Origin of the sequence: Streptosporangium sp. CA-135522 (genome assembly GCF_050949235.1) — a bacterium.
In the GTDB taxonomy this organism is placed as follows: domain Bacteria; phylum Actinomycetota; class Actinomycetes; order Streptosporangiales; family Streptosporangiaceae; genus Streptosporangium.
Window position 1 is genome coordinate 1,428,686 of record NZ_CP192026.1, and the last position, 20,268, is coordinate 1,448,953.

18 protein-coding genes are annotated in these 20,268 nt (G+C 73.0%); 12 read left to right on the forward strand and 6 right to left on the reverse strand.

Annotated elements, in window-relative coordinates:
• Positions 1 to 112: 112 nt before the first annotated feature.
• From ACQPYK_RS07070 to ACQPYK_RS07080, 3 genes are all read right to left on the reverse strand, one after another.
• On the reverse strand, positions 113 to 538 hold the full coding sequence (locus ACQPYK_RS07070; RefSeq protein WP_433252037.1) for a hypothetical protein: 426 nt from the start codon (positions 536 to 538) through the stop codon (positions 113 to 115).
• A 265-nt stretch (positions 539 to 803) separates the two neighbouring features.
• Entirely contained in the window at positions 804 to 5,381 is a 4,578-nt protein-coding gene (locus ACQPYK_RS07075; protein ID WP_433252040.1) for an FtsK/SpoIIIE domain-containing protein, read from the reverse strand.
• A gap of 225 nt (positions 5,382 to 5,606) precedes the next feature.
• A complete protein-coding gene (locus ACQPYK_RS07080; RefSeq protein WP_433252043.1) occupies positions 5,607 to 5,873 on the reverse strand; it encodes a hypothetical protein in 267 nt (88 codons plus the stop codon).
• Positions 5,874 to 6,210: 337 nt separating this feature from the next.
• On the opposite strand from ACQPYK_RS07080, the gene ACQPYK_RS07085 reads away from it, so the two are divergent.
• From ACQPYK_RS07085 to ACQPYK_RS07140, 12 genes are all read left to right on the forward strand, one after another.
• Complete coding sequence (locus tag ACQPYK_RS07085; protein WP_433252046.1) at positions 6,211 to 6,912, forward strand: hypothetical protein; 702 nt, start codon at positions 6,211 to 6,213, stop codon at positions 6,910 to 6,912.
• 1 nt (position 6,913) lies between these two features.
• Positions 6,914 to 7,669 carry a hypothetical protein gene (locus ACQPYK_RS07090; RefSeq protein WP_433252049.1) on the forward strand — a complete coding sequence of 252 codons (756 nt, stop codon included), beginning with the start codon at positions 6,914 to 6,916 and terminating at the stop codon, positions 7,667 to 7,669.
• The gene (locus ACQPYK_RS07095) at positions 7,666 to 8,967 is read left to right on the forward strand and encodes a CpaF family protein (RefSeq protein ID WP_433252052.1); all 1,302 of its coding nucleotides are present in this window, start codon (positions 7,666 to 7,668) and stop codon (positions 8,965 to 8,967) included. The genes ACQPYK_RS07090 and ACQPYK_RS07095 overlap by 4 nt, the downstream gene beginning before the upstream one ends.
• Positions 8,968 to 9,022: 55 nt before the next feature.
• Positions 9,023 to 9,910 (forward strand): type II secretion system F family protein, encoded by an 888-nt coding sequence (locus ACQPYK_RS07100; RefSeq protein WP_433252055.1) that lies wholly within the window; start codon positions 9,023 to 9,025, stop codon positions 9,908 to 9,910.
• Entirely contained in the window at positions 9,903 to 10,838 is a 936-nt protein-coding gene (locus ACQPYK_RS07105) for a type II secretion system F family protein (RefSeq protein WP_433252058.1), read from the forward strand. The genes ACQPYK_RS07100 and ACQPYK_RS07105 overlap by 8 nt, the downstream gene beginning before the upstream one ends.
• Positions 10,839 to 10,840: 2 nt before the next feature.
• Positions 10,841 to 11,092, forward strand: coding sequence for a Flp family type IVb pilin (locus tag ACQPYK_RS07110; RefSeq protein ID WP_433252061.1), 252 nt, complete (start codon positions 10,841 to 10,843; stop codon positions 11,090 to 11,092).
• Positions 11,073 to 11,492 carry a TadE/TadG family type IV pilus assembly protein gene (locus ACQPYK_RS07115; RefSeq protein WP_433252064.1) on the forward strand — a complete coding sequence of 140 codons (420 nt, stop codon included), beginning with the start codon at positions 11,073 to 11,075 and terminating at the stop codon, positions 11,490 to 11,492. Before ACQPYK_RS07110 ends, ACQPYK_RS07115 begins: the two co-directional genes overlap by 20 nt.
• Entirely contained in the window at positions 11,489 to 12,010 is a 522-nt protein-coding gene (locus ACQPYK_RS07120; protein ID WP_433252067.1) for a TadE/TadG family type IV pilus assembly protein, read from the forward strand. Before ACQPYK_RS07115 ends, ACQPYK_RS07120 begins: the two co-directional genes overlap by 4 nt.
• The gene (locus tag ACQPYK_RS07125) at positions 12,007 to 12,549 is read left to right on the forward strand and encodes a pilus assembly protein TadG-related protein (protein WP_433252070.1); all 543 of its coding nucleotides are present in this window, start codon (positions 12,007 to 12,009) and stop codon (positions 12,547 to 12,549) included. Before ACQPYK_RS07120 ends, ACQPYK_RS07125 begins: the two co-directional genes overlap by 4 nt.
• A 117-nt stretch (positions 12,550 to 12,666) precedes the next feature.
• Positions 12,667 to 15,516 carry a BTAD domain-containing putative transcriptional regulator gene (locus tag ACQPYK_RS07130; protein ID WP_433252073.1) on the forward strand — a complete coding sequence of 950 codons (2,850 nt, stop codon included), beginning with the start codon at positions 12,667 to 12,669 and terminating at the stop codon, positions 15,514 to 15,516.
• A gap of 89 nt (positions 15,517 to 15,605) precedes the next feature.
• Positions 15,606 to 16,286, forward strand: coding sequence for a hypothetical protein (locus tag ACQPYK_RS07135; RefSeq protein ID WP_433252076.1), 681 nt, complete (start codon positions 15,606 to 15,608; stop codon positions 16,284 to 16,286).
• A gap of 2 nt (positions 16,287 to 16,288) precedes the next feature.
• On the forward strand, positions 16,289 to 17,215 hold the full coding sequence (locus ACQPYK_RS07140) for a hypothetical protein (RefSeq protein WP_433252079.1): 927 nt from the start codon (positions 16,289 to 16,291) through the stop codon (positions 17,213 to 17,215).
• 94 nt (positions 17,216 to 17,309) lie between these two features.
• Here ACQPYK_RS07140 and ACQPYK_RS07145 read toward each other — a convergent pair whose 3' ends face one another.
• From ACQPYK_RS07145 to ACQPYK_RS07155, 3 genes are all read right to left on the reverse strand, one after another.
• On the reverse strand, positions 17,310 to 17,825 hold the full coding sequence (locus tag ACQPYK_RS07145; protein WP_433252082.1) for a methylated-DNA--[protein]-cysteine S-methyltransferase: 516 nt from the start codon (positions 17,823 to 17,825) through the stop codon (positions 17,310 to 17,312).
• Positions 17,825 to 19,225, reverse strand: a complete 1,401-nt coding sequence (locus ACQPYK_RS07150) for an AlkA N-terminal domain-containing protein (RefSeq protein WP_433252085.1) — start codon at positions 19,223 to 19,225, stop codon at positions 17,825 to 17,827. The genes ACQPYK_RS07145 and ACQPYK_RS07150 overlap by 1 nt, the downstream gene beginning before the upstream one ends.
• A 68-nt stretch (positions 19,226 to 19,293) precedes the next feature.
• Entirely contained in the window at positions 19,294 to 20,241 is a 948-nt protein-coding gene (locus tag ACQPYK_RS07155) for an NYN domain-containing protein (protein ID WP_433252088.1), read from the reverse strand.
• Between the last annotated feature and the right edge of the window lie 27 nt (positions 20,242 to 20,268).

Sequence of the window (20,268 nt, forward strand, 5' to 3'; positions counted from 1 at the left end):
GGACGCGACGGACCCCGGGGTCCGTGCGGGCCGGGGCGTTTCGGTGTTCGTGTTCCAGTTTCGGCGTTCGTGTTCCAGATGAAAAAGCTCAGCCTGCACGGCTGGGGGCGTCCTATGGGTTCCTGCGCGAAGTCTCCGGCGCGGGTGCGATGGCGGGTAGCTCTCCGATCAAGGCGATCAGTTCGCCGGTTCGCGGACAGAACCAGGCCGCCTGGCCGTTCTTCTCCTCGGCGGTCAGGGGGTGGGAGTCAGGATGCAACGGACAGTGCGGCCACACCGCAGGCAGGCCCGCGGACCATAACGCTTCCACCGCCCACTCCTGCGCCTGATCCGCAAGCCGGGCCGTCTGCGCGACCGGATCCGCGCCGAGCACCACGGAGACGCCTTGCCCGCTGCCGTCGGGCCCATAGAACATGGCGCCCTCCAACACCTCCCCGTAGAGCTCGGGAGAACCCTCACGGATGTCGGGATACACGGCACAGTTCGTCCGTAGATCCCGGCATACCGGTTCCAAGGCGGCCGCCAGCTCCTCGTGCACATCGCCATCGTAGGTCGGAAAGAGCTCAGCGAGCCGTTTTCACCCTTGCCCACCTTGTCGCCGCAGGCCATCAGGGGTGACCTGGTCAGGGAGAAGCCGATGAGCCCATCAGGGGTGACCTGGTCGGGGAGAGGCCGATGAGCACTGCCGGGCGACCCGCCCGGCAGTGCTCATCCGATCCGAGTCCTCCCCTGCCTGCTGGGCTCAGGATGTTCGAGACCCGGGGATGAAGAACACCCACCGGCTTCGTCGTGTGACGGCGTCCTCACGTGATGGCCGCCTGGATGGGGGTCACCGACCCCAGGGTGACCAGCAGACCCCGGCCGGGCGGGCCGCCGACCGCGCCGCGGGGGAGCCGGATCGTGAAGAGGTCGCCGTCGGCGGGGCTCTGGACCGATAGCAGCAGGCCCGTGCGGGCCTTGCGGGCCTCGGCGGCGAAGCCGCGGTAGGCGGTGGTCAGGTCGCCGGTGGTGCCGCCGACGATCAGGCCGTGCTCGCCGTCGCGGCCGGTCCGGAGCACCTGCTCCAGGGCGGCGCCGAGGGGGGTGTCGGCGGAGATCAGCTCGGCGTCGTCGACGATCACCACGTAGCGTTCCTGTCCCGCGACGGCCTCGGCCAGGTCGCCGTTCGTGTCGAGCACGGCCAGCACCCCCGGGGCGTCCACCAGTGTGCACAACGGGCTGCGCCGGGGGGTGACCAGGGCCACCGGCGTGCCCCGGGCCAGCAGGGAGTGGGCGGCGGTCAGCAGGACCGAGGAACGGCCGGACCTGGACGGGCCCGCCACGACCGCGCCGGGCCCGTGGGCGAGCAGGTCCACGCCGAGCGGGGCCAGCGAGTCGCCTCCGGCGCCGAGCAGCGCCCACAGCGGCGAGGGGGGCTCGAAGGACGGCGCCAGCTCCATCGTCTGCGCCGCGGTGATCCGCATCGGCAGCGCGTCCACCCGCAGGGGCGGCTCGCAGTCCCACGCCCATCCGCCGGGCCCCGCCGCGCCCCCGGCGAAGCGGGCGGGCACCGCGCGGGCCAGTGACTGGAGCGCGCCGACCTGGGCCGGTCCCGAGGGGTCGTCGCAGAGCAGGGCGATCTGGCTCTCCGCGACACCGTGCTCCCCGGTGGCCAGGGCGCGGCCGGGGGCGAGCGCGGCCGGTAGGTCCTTGACGGGCAGCCCGGCCAGGCCGTAATCGGCGGGGTCGGCCAGCCGCAGGATCAGCCGGTCGTCGAAGACGGTGGAGATCTGCCCGATCAGCGCCGACCGATCGCCTGTCACCACGGCGCGCAGCCCGACCGCCGGGCCCTCCCGGAGCAGCTGCATCAGCGACTCGATCAGCCGGCCGTAGTCGTAACCCTCGAACGCGGCGACGAACCCCTCCCACCGGTCGAGCATCAGCACCAGCCAGGGGAGTCGCGGCCCCCCGGCGACGGCACGCAGCTCGGCCAGCGAGGCGTATCCGGCCTCGGCGAGAAGCTGCTGCCGCCGCCCGACCTCGGCGCGCAGACGGGTCAGCAGCCGCTCCACCCGGTCGATCTGGTCGCGGGTCACCACCGCCCCGCAGTGCGGCAGCGCCATCAGCGGCAGCAGCGCCCCCGAGCCGCAGTCGATCGCGTGCACGTGCACGTCCTGCGGGGACGCCCCCGCCGCGATCGCCCCCGCCAGCGTGCGCAGCGCGGTGGACCGCCCGCTTCGCGAGGTGCCCGCGAGCAGCAGGTGCCCGCCGTCGGCGAGGTTCAACGCGAGCGCCCGCCGGTCCTGCGCCCACGGCAGGTCCGTCACCCCGAACACCAGCGGCGGCACCTCCTCGGTCCCGGCCCGGTACGGCGACGCGTCGCCGTAGAGCCCGGGGGCGACCACGAGGTCGCCGAGCGGTTCCAGCCAGGGGCTGGGCTGTCGCGGGATCCCGGCGACGCGGGCGGCGTCGGCCAGCGCGTCGGCGAGCACGGACAGGTCGGTGACCGGTGAGCCGTCGACGGCCGTCTCGGATGTGGACAGCGGCCGTCCCAGAGCCGGCCAGCCGACCTCCGTCACCCGCGCTCTGACGTCCGTGGAGCTCGCCGGAGCCCGGCCGCCGATCCTGGCCGTCTGCACGGCGGCCGCCGCGCCCGCGCCCGACTTCACGTAGCAGCGGCCGGGAGTGGACTTGGAGATGTGCGAGGCGTCCGGCCGGCCGATGACGTCGGCGGACTCGGAGGCCTCCGTCACCCGCAGCGCGATCCGCAACGAGGTGTTGGCCTGGATGTCGGCGGTGACCACGCCGCCGGGCCGCTGGGTGGCCAGGATGAGGTGGATGCCGAGCGAGCGTCCCCGTCTGGCGATGTCCACCAGCCCGGTCATGAAGTCGGGCAGCTCGCTGACCATGGCGGCGAACTCGTCGATGACCAGCACCAGCCGGGGCAGCGCCGGCGGCGGGTCGGCGCGCCCGCGCATCGGCCTGGCCGGGGTCCTGCCGCCGGCCACGAGCAGGTCGCGGGAGGCGCGGGCGGTCTGGGCGTCGCGGAGCTCATGGTAGTCCTCGATGTCCTTCGCCCCGGCGGCCAGCAGCAGCCGTTCCCGGCGGCGGATCTCGGCTGCCAGGGAGGCCAGGGCCCGCTGCGTCAGATGGCCGTCCAGGTCGCTGACCATGCCGACCGTGTGCGGGAGCCGTACGCACTCCTTGAAGGCGGCCCCGCCCTTGTAGTCGATCAACACGAACGTCATCTCGTCCGGCCGGTTGGCCACCGCGAGCGAGCAGATGAGGGTCTGCAGCAGCTCGGACTTGCCCGCGCCCGTGGTGCCCGCGATGAGCGTGTGCGGCCCGTCCCGGCGCAGGTCGACGGAGAAGGGACCGTCGGGGCCGACACCTATCAGGGCCTCGGTGGTCCGGCCCCAGCGCCCGGCCAGGGTCGCGCCCGACACCGAGGGCAGCTCCAGCAGCTCCAGCAGCCGCGCGGACCCGGGCAGGACCAGGCTCGCGTCGTCACGGCTGACGTCGCGGATCGGGGCGAGGGAGCGGGCGAGCCGGTCACACCAGGAGGCCGAGACCTGGTCGGCCAGGATCTCGCCGAGGTCGTCCAGGCCACCGCCGCGCAGCCGTACCAGGCCGTCGGCGGTCACGTCGGCGACGGTGGCGCACTCCTCGGGCAACAGCCGCTGGTCGTCGTCGACGGCCAGGGTGTAGACGCCCGCCCGGGGACCCTGGCGAAGCACCTGCGGCATGCCGGGCAGCGCGCGCAGCACCTGGGCGCCGTCCAGGACGACCAGCACGTCGTAGGGGCGCTCGTCGTAGACCGGGGCGGCCTCGACCGCGTCCCGTCCGGTCGCGCCGCCGAGGTCGCCCCAACCGGACGGGACGCGACCGAGCTTCAACGACGGGCCCTCCTCCTCGCCGAGACGCTCGTCGATCAGCGTGGTCAGCTCGCTCACCCGGCGGGCCGCGGCCTCCGGGTCGGCGCCCACCAGCGCCACGCAGTCCTCGCCGCCGTGCGGGGCGCAGTGCGGCAGCCAGCGGACCCAGTTCCAGCGCTCGCTCCCGTCGCCGTGCGCGGACAGCACCACGATCGCCAGGTCGCGCGGGCTGTGCAGGGCGGCGGCCTGGCCGACCAGCCATCGGGCCAGCCCGGCGGCCGGCTCTCGCGGCCCGGTCAGGCCCGCCACGCCCAGGCGGCGCATGGCCAGCGCCACCGGCACCGCGTGACAGGTCGGGAGGTCGGGCAGCGGGACGTCGGCCGGGGCGGAGCGTTCGGGGGTGAACTCCAGGCCGGCGGGGAGATCGGCGAGGCCGACCCGCAGGCGCAGCGCGTCGGGGTCGTGGTCGCGGCGCTCCCACAGCCGCCGCCGGGGGCCGGTGGCGGTGAGGAGCACCTCGGCGGGGTCGGGCGCGGCGGCGCGGCGTTCGGCCTCGTCGGCGGCCCGGGCCTCTTCCACTGCGGCCTCGAAGACCTTCAGCCGCTCCCGGTACTGCTTGACCTGCTGGCGGTACTGCTTGCGGCCGTGCCGCCGGTCGCTCCACCACTGACCGATCATGATGAGCGGAGTCATCAGGGCGAACAGCAGGAAATACCACGTCTTGAGCGCCCAGGCCATGGCCAGCCCCAGCCCGGCGGGCAGGAAGGCGGTCAGCAGTTGCAGCCTCATGGTCTCGGCGCGCCGGGGCTCGGCCGGAACCTCGAAGCGCCGTTCGCCGCCCGGAGCGCGCAGCCGGGGCGGCCGGTTGTAGGCGAGCCCCCCGTCGGGCTGGGCGTCCAGGTGCGCGTCGGGAGGCTCCACGGCCTTCAGGGTCAGCGCGGTCGCACCGCAGGTCAGCAGGGCGTGCTCGGACCAGGGCACCGCCCCTTCGAGGGGCTCGCGATCCAGCAGGGGCGCGGCTCCCGGCCCCGGCTCGACGGTGATGGCGTCCGGGGTGAGCCTGACCACGGCCGCCTCGCCGGGCAGCCGCGAATCGGAGACCGCCACCGCGCAGGCGGGGTCGGAGCCGATGGAGTGGACCCCCAGGCTGAGGCGGTGCACGGACCCGGCGGCGGGTCCGCCGACCACGCGGATCTCCACGATGCCGCCGGGCTCCTCGGCCACCGTGGCCCCGGCCAGGTCGCGGTCGAGGGTGACGAGGTCGCCGTCGCGGAGCAGGCCGAGTGCGGGGGCGCCGGGGTCCAGGGGGCGGCCGTCCCGCCAGAGCGTCGCGGGCTCGGCGCCGGGGGAGTCGTGGCCCAGGCCGTAGGGGGCCTTGCTGCGGGTCAGCCGCACCACGTTGGTCGGCCGCTCGCCGCCCTGCCCGGCCAGCGATTCCGCGAGCCGTGCCACCGTGGTCGTCTCGTCGCCCTCGACCACGACATCGCGGTCGGCGTGCTCGTCGAGCACGGTGAGCATGATCCGCATCGCCGCTCTCCTCGGGTCGGCCCCCGGTCCACGGTACAGAGTGGCGACGGCCCGGGAGGAGCTGTTTGCGGCAATGCCATGGGGCACGGCCTGGTATGTGGAAAACGTGCCTACCTGTGGACAACTTTCGAGCGGCGTTGACCGGTTATGCCGTTCTTAATGGGCGTTTGTCGATTTGAGCGCCCCAGGAAGGGTGGGGATTCGCCGCGCGAGGCTGTGGAAAACTCAGCCGGATCCGGTGGGGTCGCGCCGGGCCCGGGTCCTGGCGTGCAGCTCGCCGGTCTTCTCCTCCAGCAGTCCGGCGTAGGCGCTGACCTCGGAGGTGACCTCGGCCAGCCCGGCCGCCGCGCGGTGCAGGCCCTCGACCATCCTGTCCGTCACCGGTGCGCCGGCGATGCGCCGGACCCCGCGACGCCGTAGCCGCTCGATCGCCGCCCGCAGGAGCCGGATGCGTCCCGTGCCCGATGTGCCGCGCCTGAACCAGTTGGCCATGGCGCCAGGATGACACATTTTGAACGGGTTCAGGTGACCGGAAGCGCACGATCTTCCGGTGGCAGGGTGAAGGTAGCGGAACTTTCATCGGAATGACATGTGTAAATACCGGGACGGTTGTTGCGAGAGTTAATCCAAACTCTTATCACTCAGATAAGTCATCTGTCACCTATCCAAACCGTCAGTTTTCTCCGGATCGACGTTGACAGACCCGTTCCTATCAAACGAGCATGGGTCTTGGCTTTTGTCCGGCAGTTCATCGGTACGGTGCGCATAATGGCGTAAATTCAACCCGTAGTCCCCATATTTGTGATCCACTCTGGGAGTCCCCCTGCCCATGAGGACCAGTGAGAAGCCAGCGGGCCGTCCATCGGTGAACGCCGAGCGGCAAGGCTCGACAGGCACCCTTTCAGGACCGGCGTCGCGCAAACTCCCCGTCCCCCCGCGCGAGCGCAGACCCGCGCTCGCGGCCCTCGCACTGCTGCTCATCCTGGGCGGTGCGCTGGCCACCACCCTTCTGGTCCTGCGCAGCGGAGACCGGGTCTCCGCCATCCAGATCGTCCAGCAGGTCGGCACCGGCCAGCGCATTCCCCGGACCGCGATGCGGGAGGTCCAGATCGCCGCCACCGGCATCGGCTACGTGGCCTACGCCGACGGTGCCCGCGTCTCGGAGAACTACGCCCGCGTCACCCTGCTGCCCGGCACCCTGCTGACCAGGGAGATGGTCGTCTCCGCCAGCGCGGAGCTGGGTCCGGGCAAGGCGCGGGTGGGCCTGGCGCTCAAGCCCGGCCAGTTCCCCGCGGGCCTGGTGCAGGGCGATCGCGTCCAGGTCATCCACGTGACGGGACGGGGCGGGACGGCCGACACGCAAAGTCGCGTGCTCGCACAGGCCGCGCTCGTCAGCAGCACCGCGATCCCCGGGAAGAGCGGCTCGTCCGGCCAGGTGACGATCATCGTGGACGCCACCGTGTCGCCGACGATCGCCGCCTACGCCTCCAACGGCGAGATCGCCCTGGCCGAACTGCCGGGGGCGCGCTGACGTGGCCCTCATCGTGCTGGCCGCCGACAAGGGGGCGCCGGGCGTGACCACGGCGGCCACCGCGCTCGGCGCGGTCTGGCCGCGGCCGGTGCTGCTCGCCGAGTGCGACCCGGCGGGCGGAGACCTCGCCTACCGTCTTCCCGCCGCGGACGGCGGCGTGCTCAACCCCACCCGGGGCCTGCTCACCCTGGGCGCCACGGCCCGTCGCGGCCTGCACCCCGACCAGATCCACGAGCACACCCAGAAGATCGTCGGAGGGCTGGACGTCCTGGCCGGGCTGACCCACGGCGAGCAGGCCGCCGGACTGACCTGGCTGTGGGGCCCGCTCGGCCGGTCAATGGCCGCGCTGCCCCACGCCGACGTGCTGGCCGACTGCGGCCGCCTCGGCGGCCACCCCGAGACGGCCGAGCTGACGGCCGAGGCCGAGATGGTGGTGCTGTTCACCAGGGCGAGCCTGGATCATGTCGCCCACCTGCGCGAACGCCTCCAGGTGATGTCCCGGGGCCCGCAGGTCGCGGTGGTCGTGATCGCCGACCCCCGGCAATACCGCACGACGATCGACGAGGTCCGCCGGATCGTCGCCACCACCGGCAGGGAGGTCGCCTTCGTGAGCGGGCTCGCCCACGACCCCAGGGGCGCGGAGCTGTTGCGCGGCCAGTGGGGCGGACGCCTGGACCGTTCGCTGCTGATCCGCACCGCCCGCGAGCTCGCGGGCCGCCTGGCCGCCCAGGTCCGAGCCCCGGAGCCCGCCGCATGACGATCGACCACACGCTGGTGAAGCGTTTCCGGCAGGAGGTCGGCGACCGGCTGGCCCACCAGCGCCGCCTGGACCAGGCCAGCGGCCTGGTGCCGATGACCGGAGAGGACGAGCGCCAGTTCGCCCGCGCGCTGATCGCGCAGGTGCTGGAGGAGTTCGCGCGCGGCGAGATCGGCGTCGGACGGACCCCGCCCACCGCCGAGGAGGAGGAGGCGCTCGCCGCCGGAATCCACGCGGCGCTGTTCGGCGTCGGCCGGCTCCAGCCGCTACTGGACGACCCCGAGGTCGAGAACATCGACATCAACGGCTGCGACCGGGTCTTCGTCGGCTACGCCGACGGCCAGGAGATCATGCGCGAGCCGGTGGCCGAGTCGGACGAGGAACTGGTCGAGCTGATCCAGATCCTCGCCGCCTACAGCGGCCTGACCAGCAGGCCGTTCGACACCGCGAACCCCCAGCTCGACCTGCGCCTGCCGGACGGCTCCCGGCTGTCGGCGGTGATGGACGTGACGGTCCGCCCGTCCATCTCCATCCGCCGCTCCCGGCTCGGCAAGGTCTTCCTCAGCGACCTGGTGGGAAACGGCACGCTCACCCCCGAGCTGGGCCGCTTCCTGTCGGCCGCCGTGGCGGCCAGGAAGAACATCATGATCTCCGGCTCCACCAACGCCGGCAAGACGACCCTGCTGCGCGCGCTGGCCAACGAGATCCCGCCGTCGGAGCGGCTGATCACCGTCGAACGCGCGCTGGAGCTCGGACTCGACCAGTTCTCCGAGCTGCATCCCAACGTGGTGGCCTTCGAACAGAGGCTGCCCAACTCCGAGGGTCAGGGCGAGATCACCATGGCCGAGCTGGTGCGCCGCTCGCTGCGGATGAACCCGTCCCGGGTGATCGTCGGCGAGGTGCTCGGCGACGAGATCGTCACCATGCTCAACGCGATGACCCAGGGCAACGACGGCTCGCTGTCCACCATCCACGCCAACTCCTCGATGGAGGTCTTCAACCGCATCGCCACCTACGCGCTCCAGGCCGCCGAACGACTGCCGATCGAGGCGACCCACATGCTCATCGCGGGCGCGATCGACTTCGTGGTGTTCATCGAGAAGCGCAACGACTACGCGGCGGGCGGGCGGTTGCGCCGCTTCGTGTCGAGCGTGCGCGAGGTGGCCGGGGTGGACGGCCGGGTGCTCTCCTCGGAGGTGTTCGCCCTGTCCCCCGACGGCCGGGTGCTGCCGCACGCCCCCTTGTCCTGCCTGGAGGAGCTCGCCCACCACGGCTACGACCCGGGAGGCTGGGCATGACCCCCACCTCGCCCGGGCCGTCGGCCCGCCGCGTCCCCTCCGCCGGAGGCCGGCCGTGATCCCCGTCCCGCCCGGCCTGTTCGACCCGCTGGCGCTGCTGGCCGGGGCGGCGGTCGGCGGGGGGCTGTTCCTGCTCGGCCTGGCCCTGTACGGCACGCGCCCCCGGCCGTCCGCCCCCGGCAAGAAGGCCGGCCGGCGTGAGCTCCTGCGGGCCCTGTCCACCCGGTCCGCGGTGGGTGCCATCGCCGGCGTGCTCGTGCTCGTGGTGACCGGCTGGCCCGTCATGGCGGCCGGGGCCGTGCTCCTCGCCCTGGGATGGCGGGGCCTGTCGGGTGGCGCGGCCGAGGAGCGCACCGCGATGCGGCGGCTGGAAGGGCTGGCGGCCTGGACCGAATCGCTGCGCGACACCATCGCCGGGGCGGCGGGCCTGGAGCAGGCGATCCCGTCCTCGATCCGGGCCGCGGCCCCCATGCTCCGCCCGCACCTGCGCGCGCTGGTGGACCGCCTGCACACCCGGATGCCGCTGTCCGACGCGCTCCGGCTGTTCGCCGACGAGCTCGACGACCCGTCGGCCGACCTGGTCGTGGCCGCGCTGATCCTCAACTCCAAGCTGCGCGGTCCCGGCCTGCGCGACGTGCTCGGCGCGCTCGCCGTCTCCGCCCGGGAGGAGCTCGACATGCGCCGCCGGGTCGAGGCCGAGCGCCGCTCCACGCGGCGCAGCGTCCAGATCGTGGTCGGTACGGCCGTCGCCTTCGCCGTCGCACTGGTCGTGTTCAACCCCTCCTACGTCGAGGAGTACGACAACACCCTCGGCCAGGCCGTGCTCGTGGTGGTCGCCGCCTTCTTCGGTGCCGGGTTCGCCTGGATGCGCCGCCTGGCCCGCTTCGACAAGCCCGCCCGGCTACTGGGCCTGCCCTCGGGAGGCGAGGTGCGCGATGACTGAGGCACTGCTCGCGGGATCGGTGCTCGGACTGGGCCTTTTCCTGCTGATACGGGCGCTGTTCCCGGCCCGCCCGGGGCTGGTGACGCGGCTGCTGGCGCTGGACGCCGCCAGGGAGGGCACGGACGTCCCCCGCATGCAGCTCATCCTGCCCGACGAGGAGGTCAGCGCCTTCCGGCGCGGGCTGGGCGTACGGCTGGCGCGCTTCTACGCGGCCAGGGGGTGGGAGGTCCGCTCGGCCAAGGCGGACCTGGCCCTGCTCGGCAGGTCGTTCGAGGGGTTCCTGGCCACCAAGGTGCTGCTGGCGGTCTCCGGGCTGCTGGCGTTCCCGCTGCTGGCCGGCTGGCTGGCGCTGATGGAGTGGGGCGTCTCGCTCACCATCCCGCTGTGGGCGGCCCTCGCCGTGGCCGGAGTCTTCTTCGTCCTGCCCGATCTGCAGGTCAAACGGGACGCCGCTCGGATGCGCCGCGACTTCCGGCACGTCGTGGGGGCCTTCCTGGACCTGGTCGCGATGAACCTGGCGGGCGGGCGCGGCGTGCCGGAGGCGCTGATGATGGCGGTCTCGGTGGGCAGCCCGAGCGCCGAGGAGGAGGGGGCCAACTGGGCGATGACGCGGATCCGCGAGGCGCTCGGCAACGCCAGGATCGTCGGCATCACCCCCTGGCAGGCCCTCGGGCAGCTCGGTGACGAGATCAACGTGGACGAACTGCGTGACCTGTCCGCCGCGCTCGGGCTGGTCGCCGACGACGGCGCCAAGGTCCGCGCCTCCCTGACCGCCCGCGCCGCGACCATGCGGCGCCGTGAGCTCGCCGAGGTGGAGGGGCAGGCGGGTGAGCGGTCCCAATCGATGCTCGTCGCCCAGCTCCTGCTCTGCGCGGGCTTCGTGATCTTCCTGAGTTTTCCGGCCGCTATGAAGATGTTGGGGTCCTGACCATGCTGAGCCATCCGTGGATCGTCTACGCGAGCGCCCTACTGAGCGTGCGGATCGACAAGGCGCGCAACGCCCCCACCCGAGGGGCCTCGGCCGTCGAGTGGGTCATCATCACGGCCATCATCGCCGGGGTCGCGCTGGGTCTCGCCACGCTCATCAGGACCCTGGTCCTGCAGAAGCAGAACGACATCTCCACCCAGTTCGGCAACAGCGGCGGCGGTGGAGGTGACCAGGGTGGCGGCGGAGAGCCGTGACCGGGAGCGGGGTGTCGCGGTCATCGAGCTGGCGATGATCATGCCGGTGGTGCTGGCCGTCATCCTGCTCGTCGTGCAGTTCACCCTGTGGTTCCACGGGCGCCAGGTGGCCGACGCCGCCGCCCGGGAAGGGGCCCGGCTCGCCCGGGTCGACACCGAATCCTGGGAGAGCGACGCCAAGGAACGGGCCGACGAGGTGATCAAGGCTGTCGGTCCCAGGCTCCTCGACGGCGCCACCGTCACGACCTGGCAGGAGGGCGACCAGCGGGGTGTCGAGATCACCGCCACGGCGGTCCAGGTCGTCCCGCTGTTGCCGTCCACGACGTTCACCATCACCTCGCGTTTCGGCGGGCCGGTCGAGTGCTTCCGCCCCGACGACGGGAGCGAGGGGTGCCCGTGACCCTCTCGGCATCCCCCCGACGCGAACGCGTGCGCGCGCCGTACGAACGCGCGCGGTTCGGGCACGCGGCGTACGAACGCGCACGCCACGGACGCGCGTTGTACGAACGCGCGCGGTTCGGGCGCGCGCGGCGCGGCGGCGAACGCGGATCGCTGACGGCCGAGACGGTGCTGCTGGCTCCGGTCTTCCTGCTGTTCCTGCTCTTCCTGGTCGGCGCGGGACGGGTGGTGGAGGCCCAGGGAGAGGTCAACGGGGCGGCCAGGGACGCGGCCAGGGCGGCCTCGGTCGAGCGCACCCGCTCCGACGCCGAGTCCGCCGCCGCCGACGCCGCGAAGGAGTCGCTGTCGGGCGAGTGCGAGCCCGAGGTCAGCCTGGCCGGTACGACCTGGGAGGAGGGCGGCCTGGTCCGGGCCGAGGTGACCTGCTCGCTGGACCTGGACTTCCTCGGCTTCGGCGCCGCCAAACAGATGAGGGGCGACTCGGTGGTCCCGCTGGAGCAGTTCCGGAGGGTCGAGTGAGTCCCGCCCGCGACGGCGCCCCGGGCGCGTGGCCGGGGCCGGCTCCCCAGGCCTGCGCGGAGCGGGCCTGCGTGGAGCGGGCCTGCGCGAAACCGCAGCCCGTCGTCCCGGGTGGTCGTGCCGCGGAGCGGGGGTCGATGTCGGTCTTCACGGTGATCTTCTCGGTGGTGGTCTTCCTGCTGGCCGGGCTGCTGGTCGACGGCGGAGCCGCCATCAACGCCCGGCTGCGGGCCGCCGACATCGCCGAACAGGCGGCTCGGGCGGCCGCCGACCAGATCGACGTCGAGCACCTGCGCGCCACCGGCCAGGCCCGCCTGCTGGAGGAGGGAACGGTCTGCGGCAAAGCCGGGGACATCGTCTCGGCTCACTCCACCGACGACGTGCGGGTCGCCGAATGCACGGTCGGCGGCGGCCAGGCCGAGGTCACCGTGCGGGTCTCGGTGCCGTGGAAGGCCTTCTTCCTCTCCGCGTTCGGTTTCCCCGGCGCCGAGACGGAGGCGGAGGCCACCGCCGGCCCGGACACGGGGGAGGACGCCTGATGGCCGGTCGCGGCCGGTGCGGGCGGGAAGGACCGCCTCGAATGTCCTAGACCAATTGCCGCGAACCGCTGGCCGAGCGGGTGACCGTACGACGAATCTGGAGGGGGAGGGAGACGCATGCCCACGCGACAGCCCATGCGCATCAGGCCCAGGCGCACCGCGGGTGACCTGCTGGCCGGACTCGGCGCGCTGGTCGTGCTGGTCGCGCTCGTCGGCGGCGTCCCCTACGCCCTGCTGCACCTGGCGGGGCCGCCGCTCCCGCCCGAGCTGCTCGATCTCGACCTGCTGACCAGCCAGGTCGGTACGAGCACGATCGTCGCGATCCTCGTGCTGCTGGTCTGGCTGGCGTGGTTGCAGCTGACCGTCTGCGTGATCGTCGAGATCTACGCCGGGCTGCGGCGGGTCGGCATGCCGGCCAGGGTCCCGCTCTCCGGAGGCACCCAGGCGCTCGCCAACCGGCTGGTCTCGGCCGTGCTGCTGCTGTTCACCGTGTCGGCGGTGGTCGTGCCGATCGCGAAGCCGGGCGGCGCGCAGGTCGACCGCCCGGCCGTCGCCTCCGTCGCGCTGTCCGCGCCGGTCGTCGAGGACCGGGCGCCGCTGATCGCGGTGGAGAAGGCCAAGAAGGTGTATGTGGTGCAGCCCCCGCACGGACGCCACCACGAGAGCCTGTGGGAGATCGCGGAGAAGTGCCTGGGCGACGGGCGGCGCTACCCGGAGATCTACCGGCTCAACCAGCACAAGGAACAGCCCGACGGCAGCCGCCTGCGCATGGCCGACCTGATCAGGCCCGGCTGGGTGCTGGACATGCCGGCCGACGCCAGGAACGTCCACATCGTCCCGGCCGCCCAGCCTCGCGACGACACGCTCAAGGACCACCCGGGGAAGCCGGCGGAGCTCGACGGCCGCACCCAGACCTTCGCCCCCGACCGTCCGGGCCTGCCGGAAGAACCCTCGACGGAGATCTCCCGCCCCTCGGACACCTCCATCGTCCCCGGCGAAGGGAAGACCACACCCGCCGAGACCCGCCGCGATCCCGCCGGCGACCCCCGGCGACCCTCCGGGGAGAGCTCCACCGGGCACGGCGCCGGGCACGACCCGTCCGTGACCGCCGGACCCGGGGGTGCTCACGCCGGGCAGGACTCCGGGCCGGGGATGCTCGACTACCTGGCGGGGGCTTCGCTGGCGGCGGCCGGGCTGCTGGCGGCGCTCGGCCGCAGACGCAGGCGGCAGCTGTGGTACCGGGCGTTCGGGCACCGGATCGTCCGGCCGAGGGACGACGCGGCCCAGGCGGAGCTCGCGCTCCGGCTCGGCGCCGACGCGCCGGGCAGCCGGATGCTCGACATCGGACTGCGCCTGCTGGGCAGGTCGCTGGCGGCCCAGAACCGCGTCCCGCCCACCGTCTACGCCGCGCACCTGTCGTCGCGGACCCTCGACCTGTGGATCCATCCGCCCGACCTCGACGCCCCCGCGCCCTGGGCCGCCCACGACGGCGGTCAGGTGTGGCGGCTGCCGGCGCACGAGGGCCGGCAGCTCGACGAGCAGGCGCTCGCCGGCGCCCCCGCGCCGTATCCGGGGCTGGTCTCCCTGGGCTCCAACGGTGAGGGGCGGGTGCTCGTCGACCTTGAGGCGGCGCACGGGCTGATCAGCCTCAGGGGCCCGCACAGCACCGCCGCTCTCGCCGCGCTCGCGGTGGAGCTGGCCACCAACCGCTGGTCGGACCGGATGCGCGTCACGCTCGTCGGCTTCGGCGAGGAGCTGGCCGTGATCGCCCCCGACCGGATCCGTTGCGCGGGCAGCCTGGCCGAGATCCTGCCCGAGCTGGAGTCCACGGCCGAGGAGCGCGGCCACGGCGGCGAGGTGCTCACCGGCCGGATCCACGGACGCGCCGCCGATCCGATCTGGCCGCCGCACTACGTGCTGTCCGCGGTCGCCCCCAGCGCCGAAGAGGGGCGCCGCCTGGCGATGCTCGCCAGGAAGGGCACCCGCACGGCCGCCGGGTACGTCGTGGCGGGCGAGGTCCCGCACGCCACCTGGAACTGGGAGATCACCGAGGACGGCAGGGCCAGGGTGGACGCGCTCGGCTTCGAGGTGGCGGCGCAGCTGCTGCCCCATCGCCACTACCGAGCCCTGATCGACCTGTTCCAGACGGCCGGGCGGCTCGACGGGGAGCCGTTGCCGGAGGAGCCGGAGCCGGTCCCGCAGACGGCCTCGATCGAGGTGCGGATCCTGGGGCCGGTCGAGATCACCGGCCCGCCTCCGATGGAGGAGGGCCGGGCCGTGCTCGCCGTCGAGCTCGTCGTCTATCTGGCGACCCATCCGGGCGGCGTCCACCCGGTCGTGCTCGGCGGGATCCTCTGGCCGCGGGGCGTGCAGTCCGTGGTCAGGGACGCCACGATCGCCAGGGTCGTCGCGTGGCTGGGCACCGACAGCGCCGGGCGGCCCAACCTCTACGCCGACGAGTCGGGACGGCTCCGTCTCGGACCGGAGGTGAGGACCGACTGGATGCTCTTCCGCGATCTCGTCCGCCGCTCGCACGCCGATCCCGCCGTGCGCGCCGTACTCCTGGAGAAGGCGCTGAACCTGGTGCGCGGCCCGTTGCTGAACGGCCGCCCGCGCGGCCGGTACGCCTGGCTGGCCGCCGACGACCTGGAGTACGACGTGACGGCCGGCGTCGCGGACGCCGCCCACCGGCTCTGCGAGATGCGGCTGAACAACGGCGAGGCCGTGCAGGCCGCCGCGGCGGCGCGGGCCGGGCTGCTGATGGCCCCCGACGACGAGGCGCTCTGGCGGGACCTGCTGCGAGCCACCCACCTCACCGGCGACCCCGGCCGCCTGCGGGCCGTGGTCGAGGCCCTGCACCGGCGGGCCGGGTCCCGGGCGGACGGCGGTGGGATGGCGCCGGAGACGGAGGCGCTCATCGACGAGCTGCTGCCTTCGTGGCGGATGCGTTCGGCGCCGTCGGCGTGAACGGACCGAGGCGGGCCGGCGCCATGACGGGCGAGAAGCGGGCGAGAAGCGTGACGGGCGAGAAGCGGGCGAGAAGGAGGCATGAAGTCGTGCAGATCCCCGCATACCAGTGGTTCCGTACGGCAGGCGGCCGTGCGGTGCTCGCGCTGACCCTGCTCGTGCCGGTGGGCTGCTCGGCACCGGTCGCCCGGCCGTTCACCCCCGTCGATCTCCCGGCCGGTGATCCGAGCGCGTCAGGGCAGGACGTGACCGCTTCGACGGGCCCGGAAGGCCCGAGGACGGAGACGGTCGAGGTCGCGCCCGGCGTCCAGGTGGTAGTGGAGTGGCCCGCCGTGACCGACCGGGACACCATCGGGATGATCGACGCCTTCCGCGACTACCGCGCCGGGTCGTTCAGGGCGGTCGTCACGGGGGGCCGGGACACCGCCTATCTGGAGACGGTCCAGGACGGCGCGAGCCGGGACGCCTACTCGTGGGTTCAGGAGTTCCTGGACCAGCGCAGATCCGTGCGCGGCACCTCCCGGCTGTACGCGCTGAACGTCGTCTCGGTCACCGGGCGCGGGGCGGAGCTCAACGGGTGCGTCGATGAGACGGGGATGCGGCTGCTGGACGCGGAGACCGGGAAGGCGCTCCGCAGACAGCCCGACTGGACCAGGGAGCCCTTCCTCCAGGCCGTGGGGCTGCGGCGGGGTGACGACGGGGTCTGGCGGATCAAGCTGCTGCGTCATGCGGAACTTCCCAGCGAACGCGCGAAGGGATGTCTTCGATGATCATGAATGTGGTCGTTGCGGGACTGCTGCTGCTCGGCTCCGGGGGAAAGGACCCCGGCGGCAGCGGCGGCCAGGGCTTCCAGGACGGCCGCACGGCCGGGGTCCGCCTGGAGAACTCCCAGATCGTCATCACCGGCACCGGGCTCAACGGCAAGAGCGACGGTTACCGGATCAAGCGCCCCTGCTGGTACGAACCGGCCAAGAGCGCCGAGGACATGCTGGCCAACCAGCAGCAGGTGCGGGACTGGTGGTTCCGCTACACCCCGGGCGCCACCGAGGAGAAGTACCAGGAGTTCCTCAAGCAGTTCAAGGACAAGGTCGGCAAGCCGGGCCGCTGGTGGTCGCCCGCCTACAACGGGGCCGACCCCGACGGCGTGTCCTGCTGGAACGGGCTGGACGCCTTCGTCTGGGTGCCGCCCGGCACGACCCCGCCCTCCGGGATCACCATCGCCGAGCTCGTCGAGATCGCCCGCGCCGCGCTGACGGTGCCCGAACCGAAGATCCAGCTCAACCCGGACGCCAAGAGCTATGTCAACCTGCCGACCTGGGTCTGGCTGGACGGCATCGGCGCGCCCACCCGCTCGGTGACGGCCACGATCCCGGGGTTCATGAGCGCCACCGTGATCGCGACCCTGCGGGACGTCAAGATCGACGCGGGCACGACCGCCGACCGCGCCGAGGTCAAGGAGGAGTGCGGGCCGGGCGGCAGGCCGTACGTCAAGGGCGGCGCTTTCACCTGCGGCGTCCGATACCTGCGCGCCTCGGCCGACCAGCCGCGCGACCTCTACACGCTGACCGTCACCTCGGTCTGGCCCATCCAGGTGCAGGACAACGTGGTGCCCTTCGCCTACGACCCCGTCCAGGTCGCCGCCACCCGCGACGTCGAGGTGGGGGAGGTGCAGAGCACCGTCAGGAGGGGGACGCCGTGACCGCCGAGGCGGTCCCGCCCAGGCGCCTGGCCGCTCGGGCGGTCCCGCCCAGGGCGCCTGATCGCCGGGGCGGGACCGCCGGTCACCGGCCCGGTCACAGCACGCTGGTCTGGGCGAGGGCCTTCTCGTGGGTGAGCAGCCACCGCTTGACCGGCGTGCCGTAGTAGTAGCCGCCGAAGCCGCCGGTGGAGGGCAGGATGCGGTGGCACGGGACGAACGGCGCGATGAGGTTCTGCGCGCACGCCGCCCCCGCCGCCCTGGCCGCCGTTCTCTGCAACCCCGCCCGTTCGGCGAGCTCGGCGTAGCCGATCGTGACTCCCGGCGGGACCTCCCGCAGGGCCGTCAGGAGCCGCTGCCGGGTGGGCGTGCCCGGCTGCGTCACCTCGACGTCGTCGAGGGCCGTCAGGTCGCCGTCCAGGTAGTCCCGCACGGCCTGGGCCGGGTGGCCGAGGTCCGCCACCCGTGCGAGGCCGCCCTCCTGGAGCCGGGGCGGCAGCCGCAGGAGCATCTCGTGCGGGTCGGCGGTGAATCCCGCCGCGACGACGACCCCCTCGTGGCAGAGCAGCGCCAGCGGGCCGGTGGGAGTGGGAAGGGTCTGCGCCTCGATCATTACAGGCTCCATAGGTGCAGCGCGGCGTAGGCCCGCCAGGGCCGCCACCGCTCGATGTGGTCGTTGGGGATGCCCAGGCACGCCATGGCCCGCCGCAGCCCGAGGTCCCCCTCGGGCCACGCGTCCGGGTCACGCAGCGCCCGCAGCGCGATGTAACTGGCCGTCCACGGTCCGATGCCCGGCACCTCCAGCAGTCCGGCCGTGGCCTCTCCCGGCTCCTGCGCTCCGTCCAGGTCGATCTCCTCCTGTGCCACCTTCAGGGCGAGCGCCTTCAACGTGGCCACCCGCCTTCCGGTCAGCCCGAGCCCGCTGAGATCGGCTTCCAGGAGCTCCGCGGCGGTGGGGAACAGGCGGGTGAGTCCCTGGGCTCCGGTGGGGCGTCCGGCCCGGTCCACGATGCGGCCGAGGATGGTGCGGGCGCCGGCGACGGAGATTTGCTGGCCGACCACGGCGCGGACGGCCACTTCGAAGCCGTCCCAGGCGCCGGGGACCCGCAGGCCGGGGCGGGCGGTGACGAGCGGGGCCAGGGAGGTCTCCCCGAGCGCGCCGACGATGGCCTCCGGGTCGGCGTCGAGGTCGAGGAGGCGACGGCAGCGGGCGACGACGCGGGCCAGGTGGCGGGTGTCGTCGAGGCTCACCTCCAGCCGGACGTGGCCGGGCGCCGGGGTGAGGGTGACCGTGCCGCCGGGGACGGCACGGCTGTAGCCCGTCTCGTCGAGGTGCTCCAGCCCGGCGATCGCCCGGCTGCCCAGGAACCCCATCAGGGCCTGCGCGTCGTACGGCTCGCGCCGGTGCAGCCGGAGCGTCAGCGTGTTGTCGGTGACGGCCCGGCCCGCCGTGGCGCGCAGCTCGCCGGGGGTGAAGCCGTAGGTCTCCTTCATGGTCGCGTTGAACTGCCGGACGCTTCCGAACCCGGCCGCGAACGCCACGTCGGTGATCGACAGCCCGGTCTCGGTCAGCAGCTGCTTGGCCAGCAGCAGCCGCTTCGTCCTGGCCACGGCCAGCGGGCCGGCGCCGATCTCGGTGGCGAACAGCCGGTGCAGGTGCCGTTCGGTGATGTGCAGCCGTCTGGCCACCTTCGCGACCCCGCCCTCGTCGGCGACGCCCTCGTCGATCAGCCGCAGCGCCCGGCCGACCAGGTCGCCCCGATGGTCCCAGCCGGGGTCGCCGGGGCTGAGCTCCGGCCGGCACCGCTTGCAGGGCCGGAATCCGGCGGCTTCGGCGGAGGCCGCGTGGCGGTAGAAGCGCACGTTGCGCGAGGCGGGCGTGCGGGCCGGGCAGATCGGCCGGCAGTAGATGCGCGTGGAGGTGACCGCCGTATAGAACCGCCCGTCGAACCGGGCATCCCTGGAGGCCACCGCGCGGTAACAGGAGTCGAAGTCAAGCTCTCTCACGGACACATGGACGACGCTATCCGCAGCGCAGAGGGTACGGCTGGCGGGAATCGGACGTGACCGTCAGGCGGCCGTCATTTGGAGGAGACGCCGACTCCGATCTCGAACTCGCGGTAGACGCGGGCCCAGAAGCCGTCGCGCAGCCAGACCCGGGCCTCGGGGTACGGGCGCAGGGAGTGACCGAGCTCCTTTTCCGCCTCGATCAGCAACTCGGTGTCGATGACCGTGGGAAGGATCGGGCCGGGCAGCAGATCGCGGATGTTGTCGCGGCCGCGGGTGAGGATCCACTTCTGCGCCACGTGCTCGCCGACCTCCTCGACCCGGGGACGGCTGGGGCCGAGCTTGGTCACCTGGCCGACGGGGACCTTCGGCTTGACCGCGGCAGGGGCGCGGGCGGCGAAGACCTGGGCCGGGGAAGGGGCCACCGGGGTGGCCGGAACCGGGACGGGCACCGGGGCGCGGCTGAAGTAGGAGCGCAGGAAGTCGGCGCTGATGATCTCAACGGTGTCGGACTCCCAGACGAGGCGCTCGGCCTGGTTGGTGCCGTACGGCGGCTCCACGCCCCACAGGTGGATCCGCACGCCGTAGGCCTGGGCGGCCTCGACCGCCGGGACCATGTCCTCGTCGCCGGCGAGCAGGATCGTGTCGCTCACCGCGTGGTGCCTGGCGAGCGCCTCCAGATCGCTTCTGATCTGCGCGTCCACACCCTTCTGCTGGCCCCGTGCGTTGAGGTTGCCCAGGCGCACCTTGACCCAGGGAAGCTGCGCGATGACGCGCTGGTCCACGGTCGGCACCCGGTCACGGGCGGCGTCGTACCAGTAGATTCTGAGCAGTTCGCCGTGAATACGGGTTTCTGCGTGTTTCTGTAACGCCTGGATGAGCTCGTCAGCCGCGACGCGGTATTCCTTGCGCTCTTTGGCACCAAGGAGCACTTCACCCGCTGCCGCGTACAGATACCCCACGTCCACCAAGACTGCGTACTTCGCGGCAACGGGATGGGAGGTGAGGTCCAGGATGGTCATGTCGTCCTCCAGGCCTCGGAACTAGCT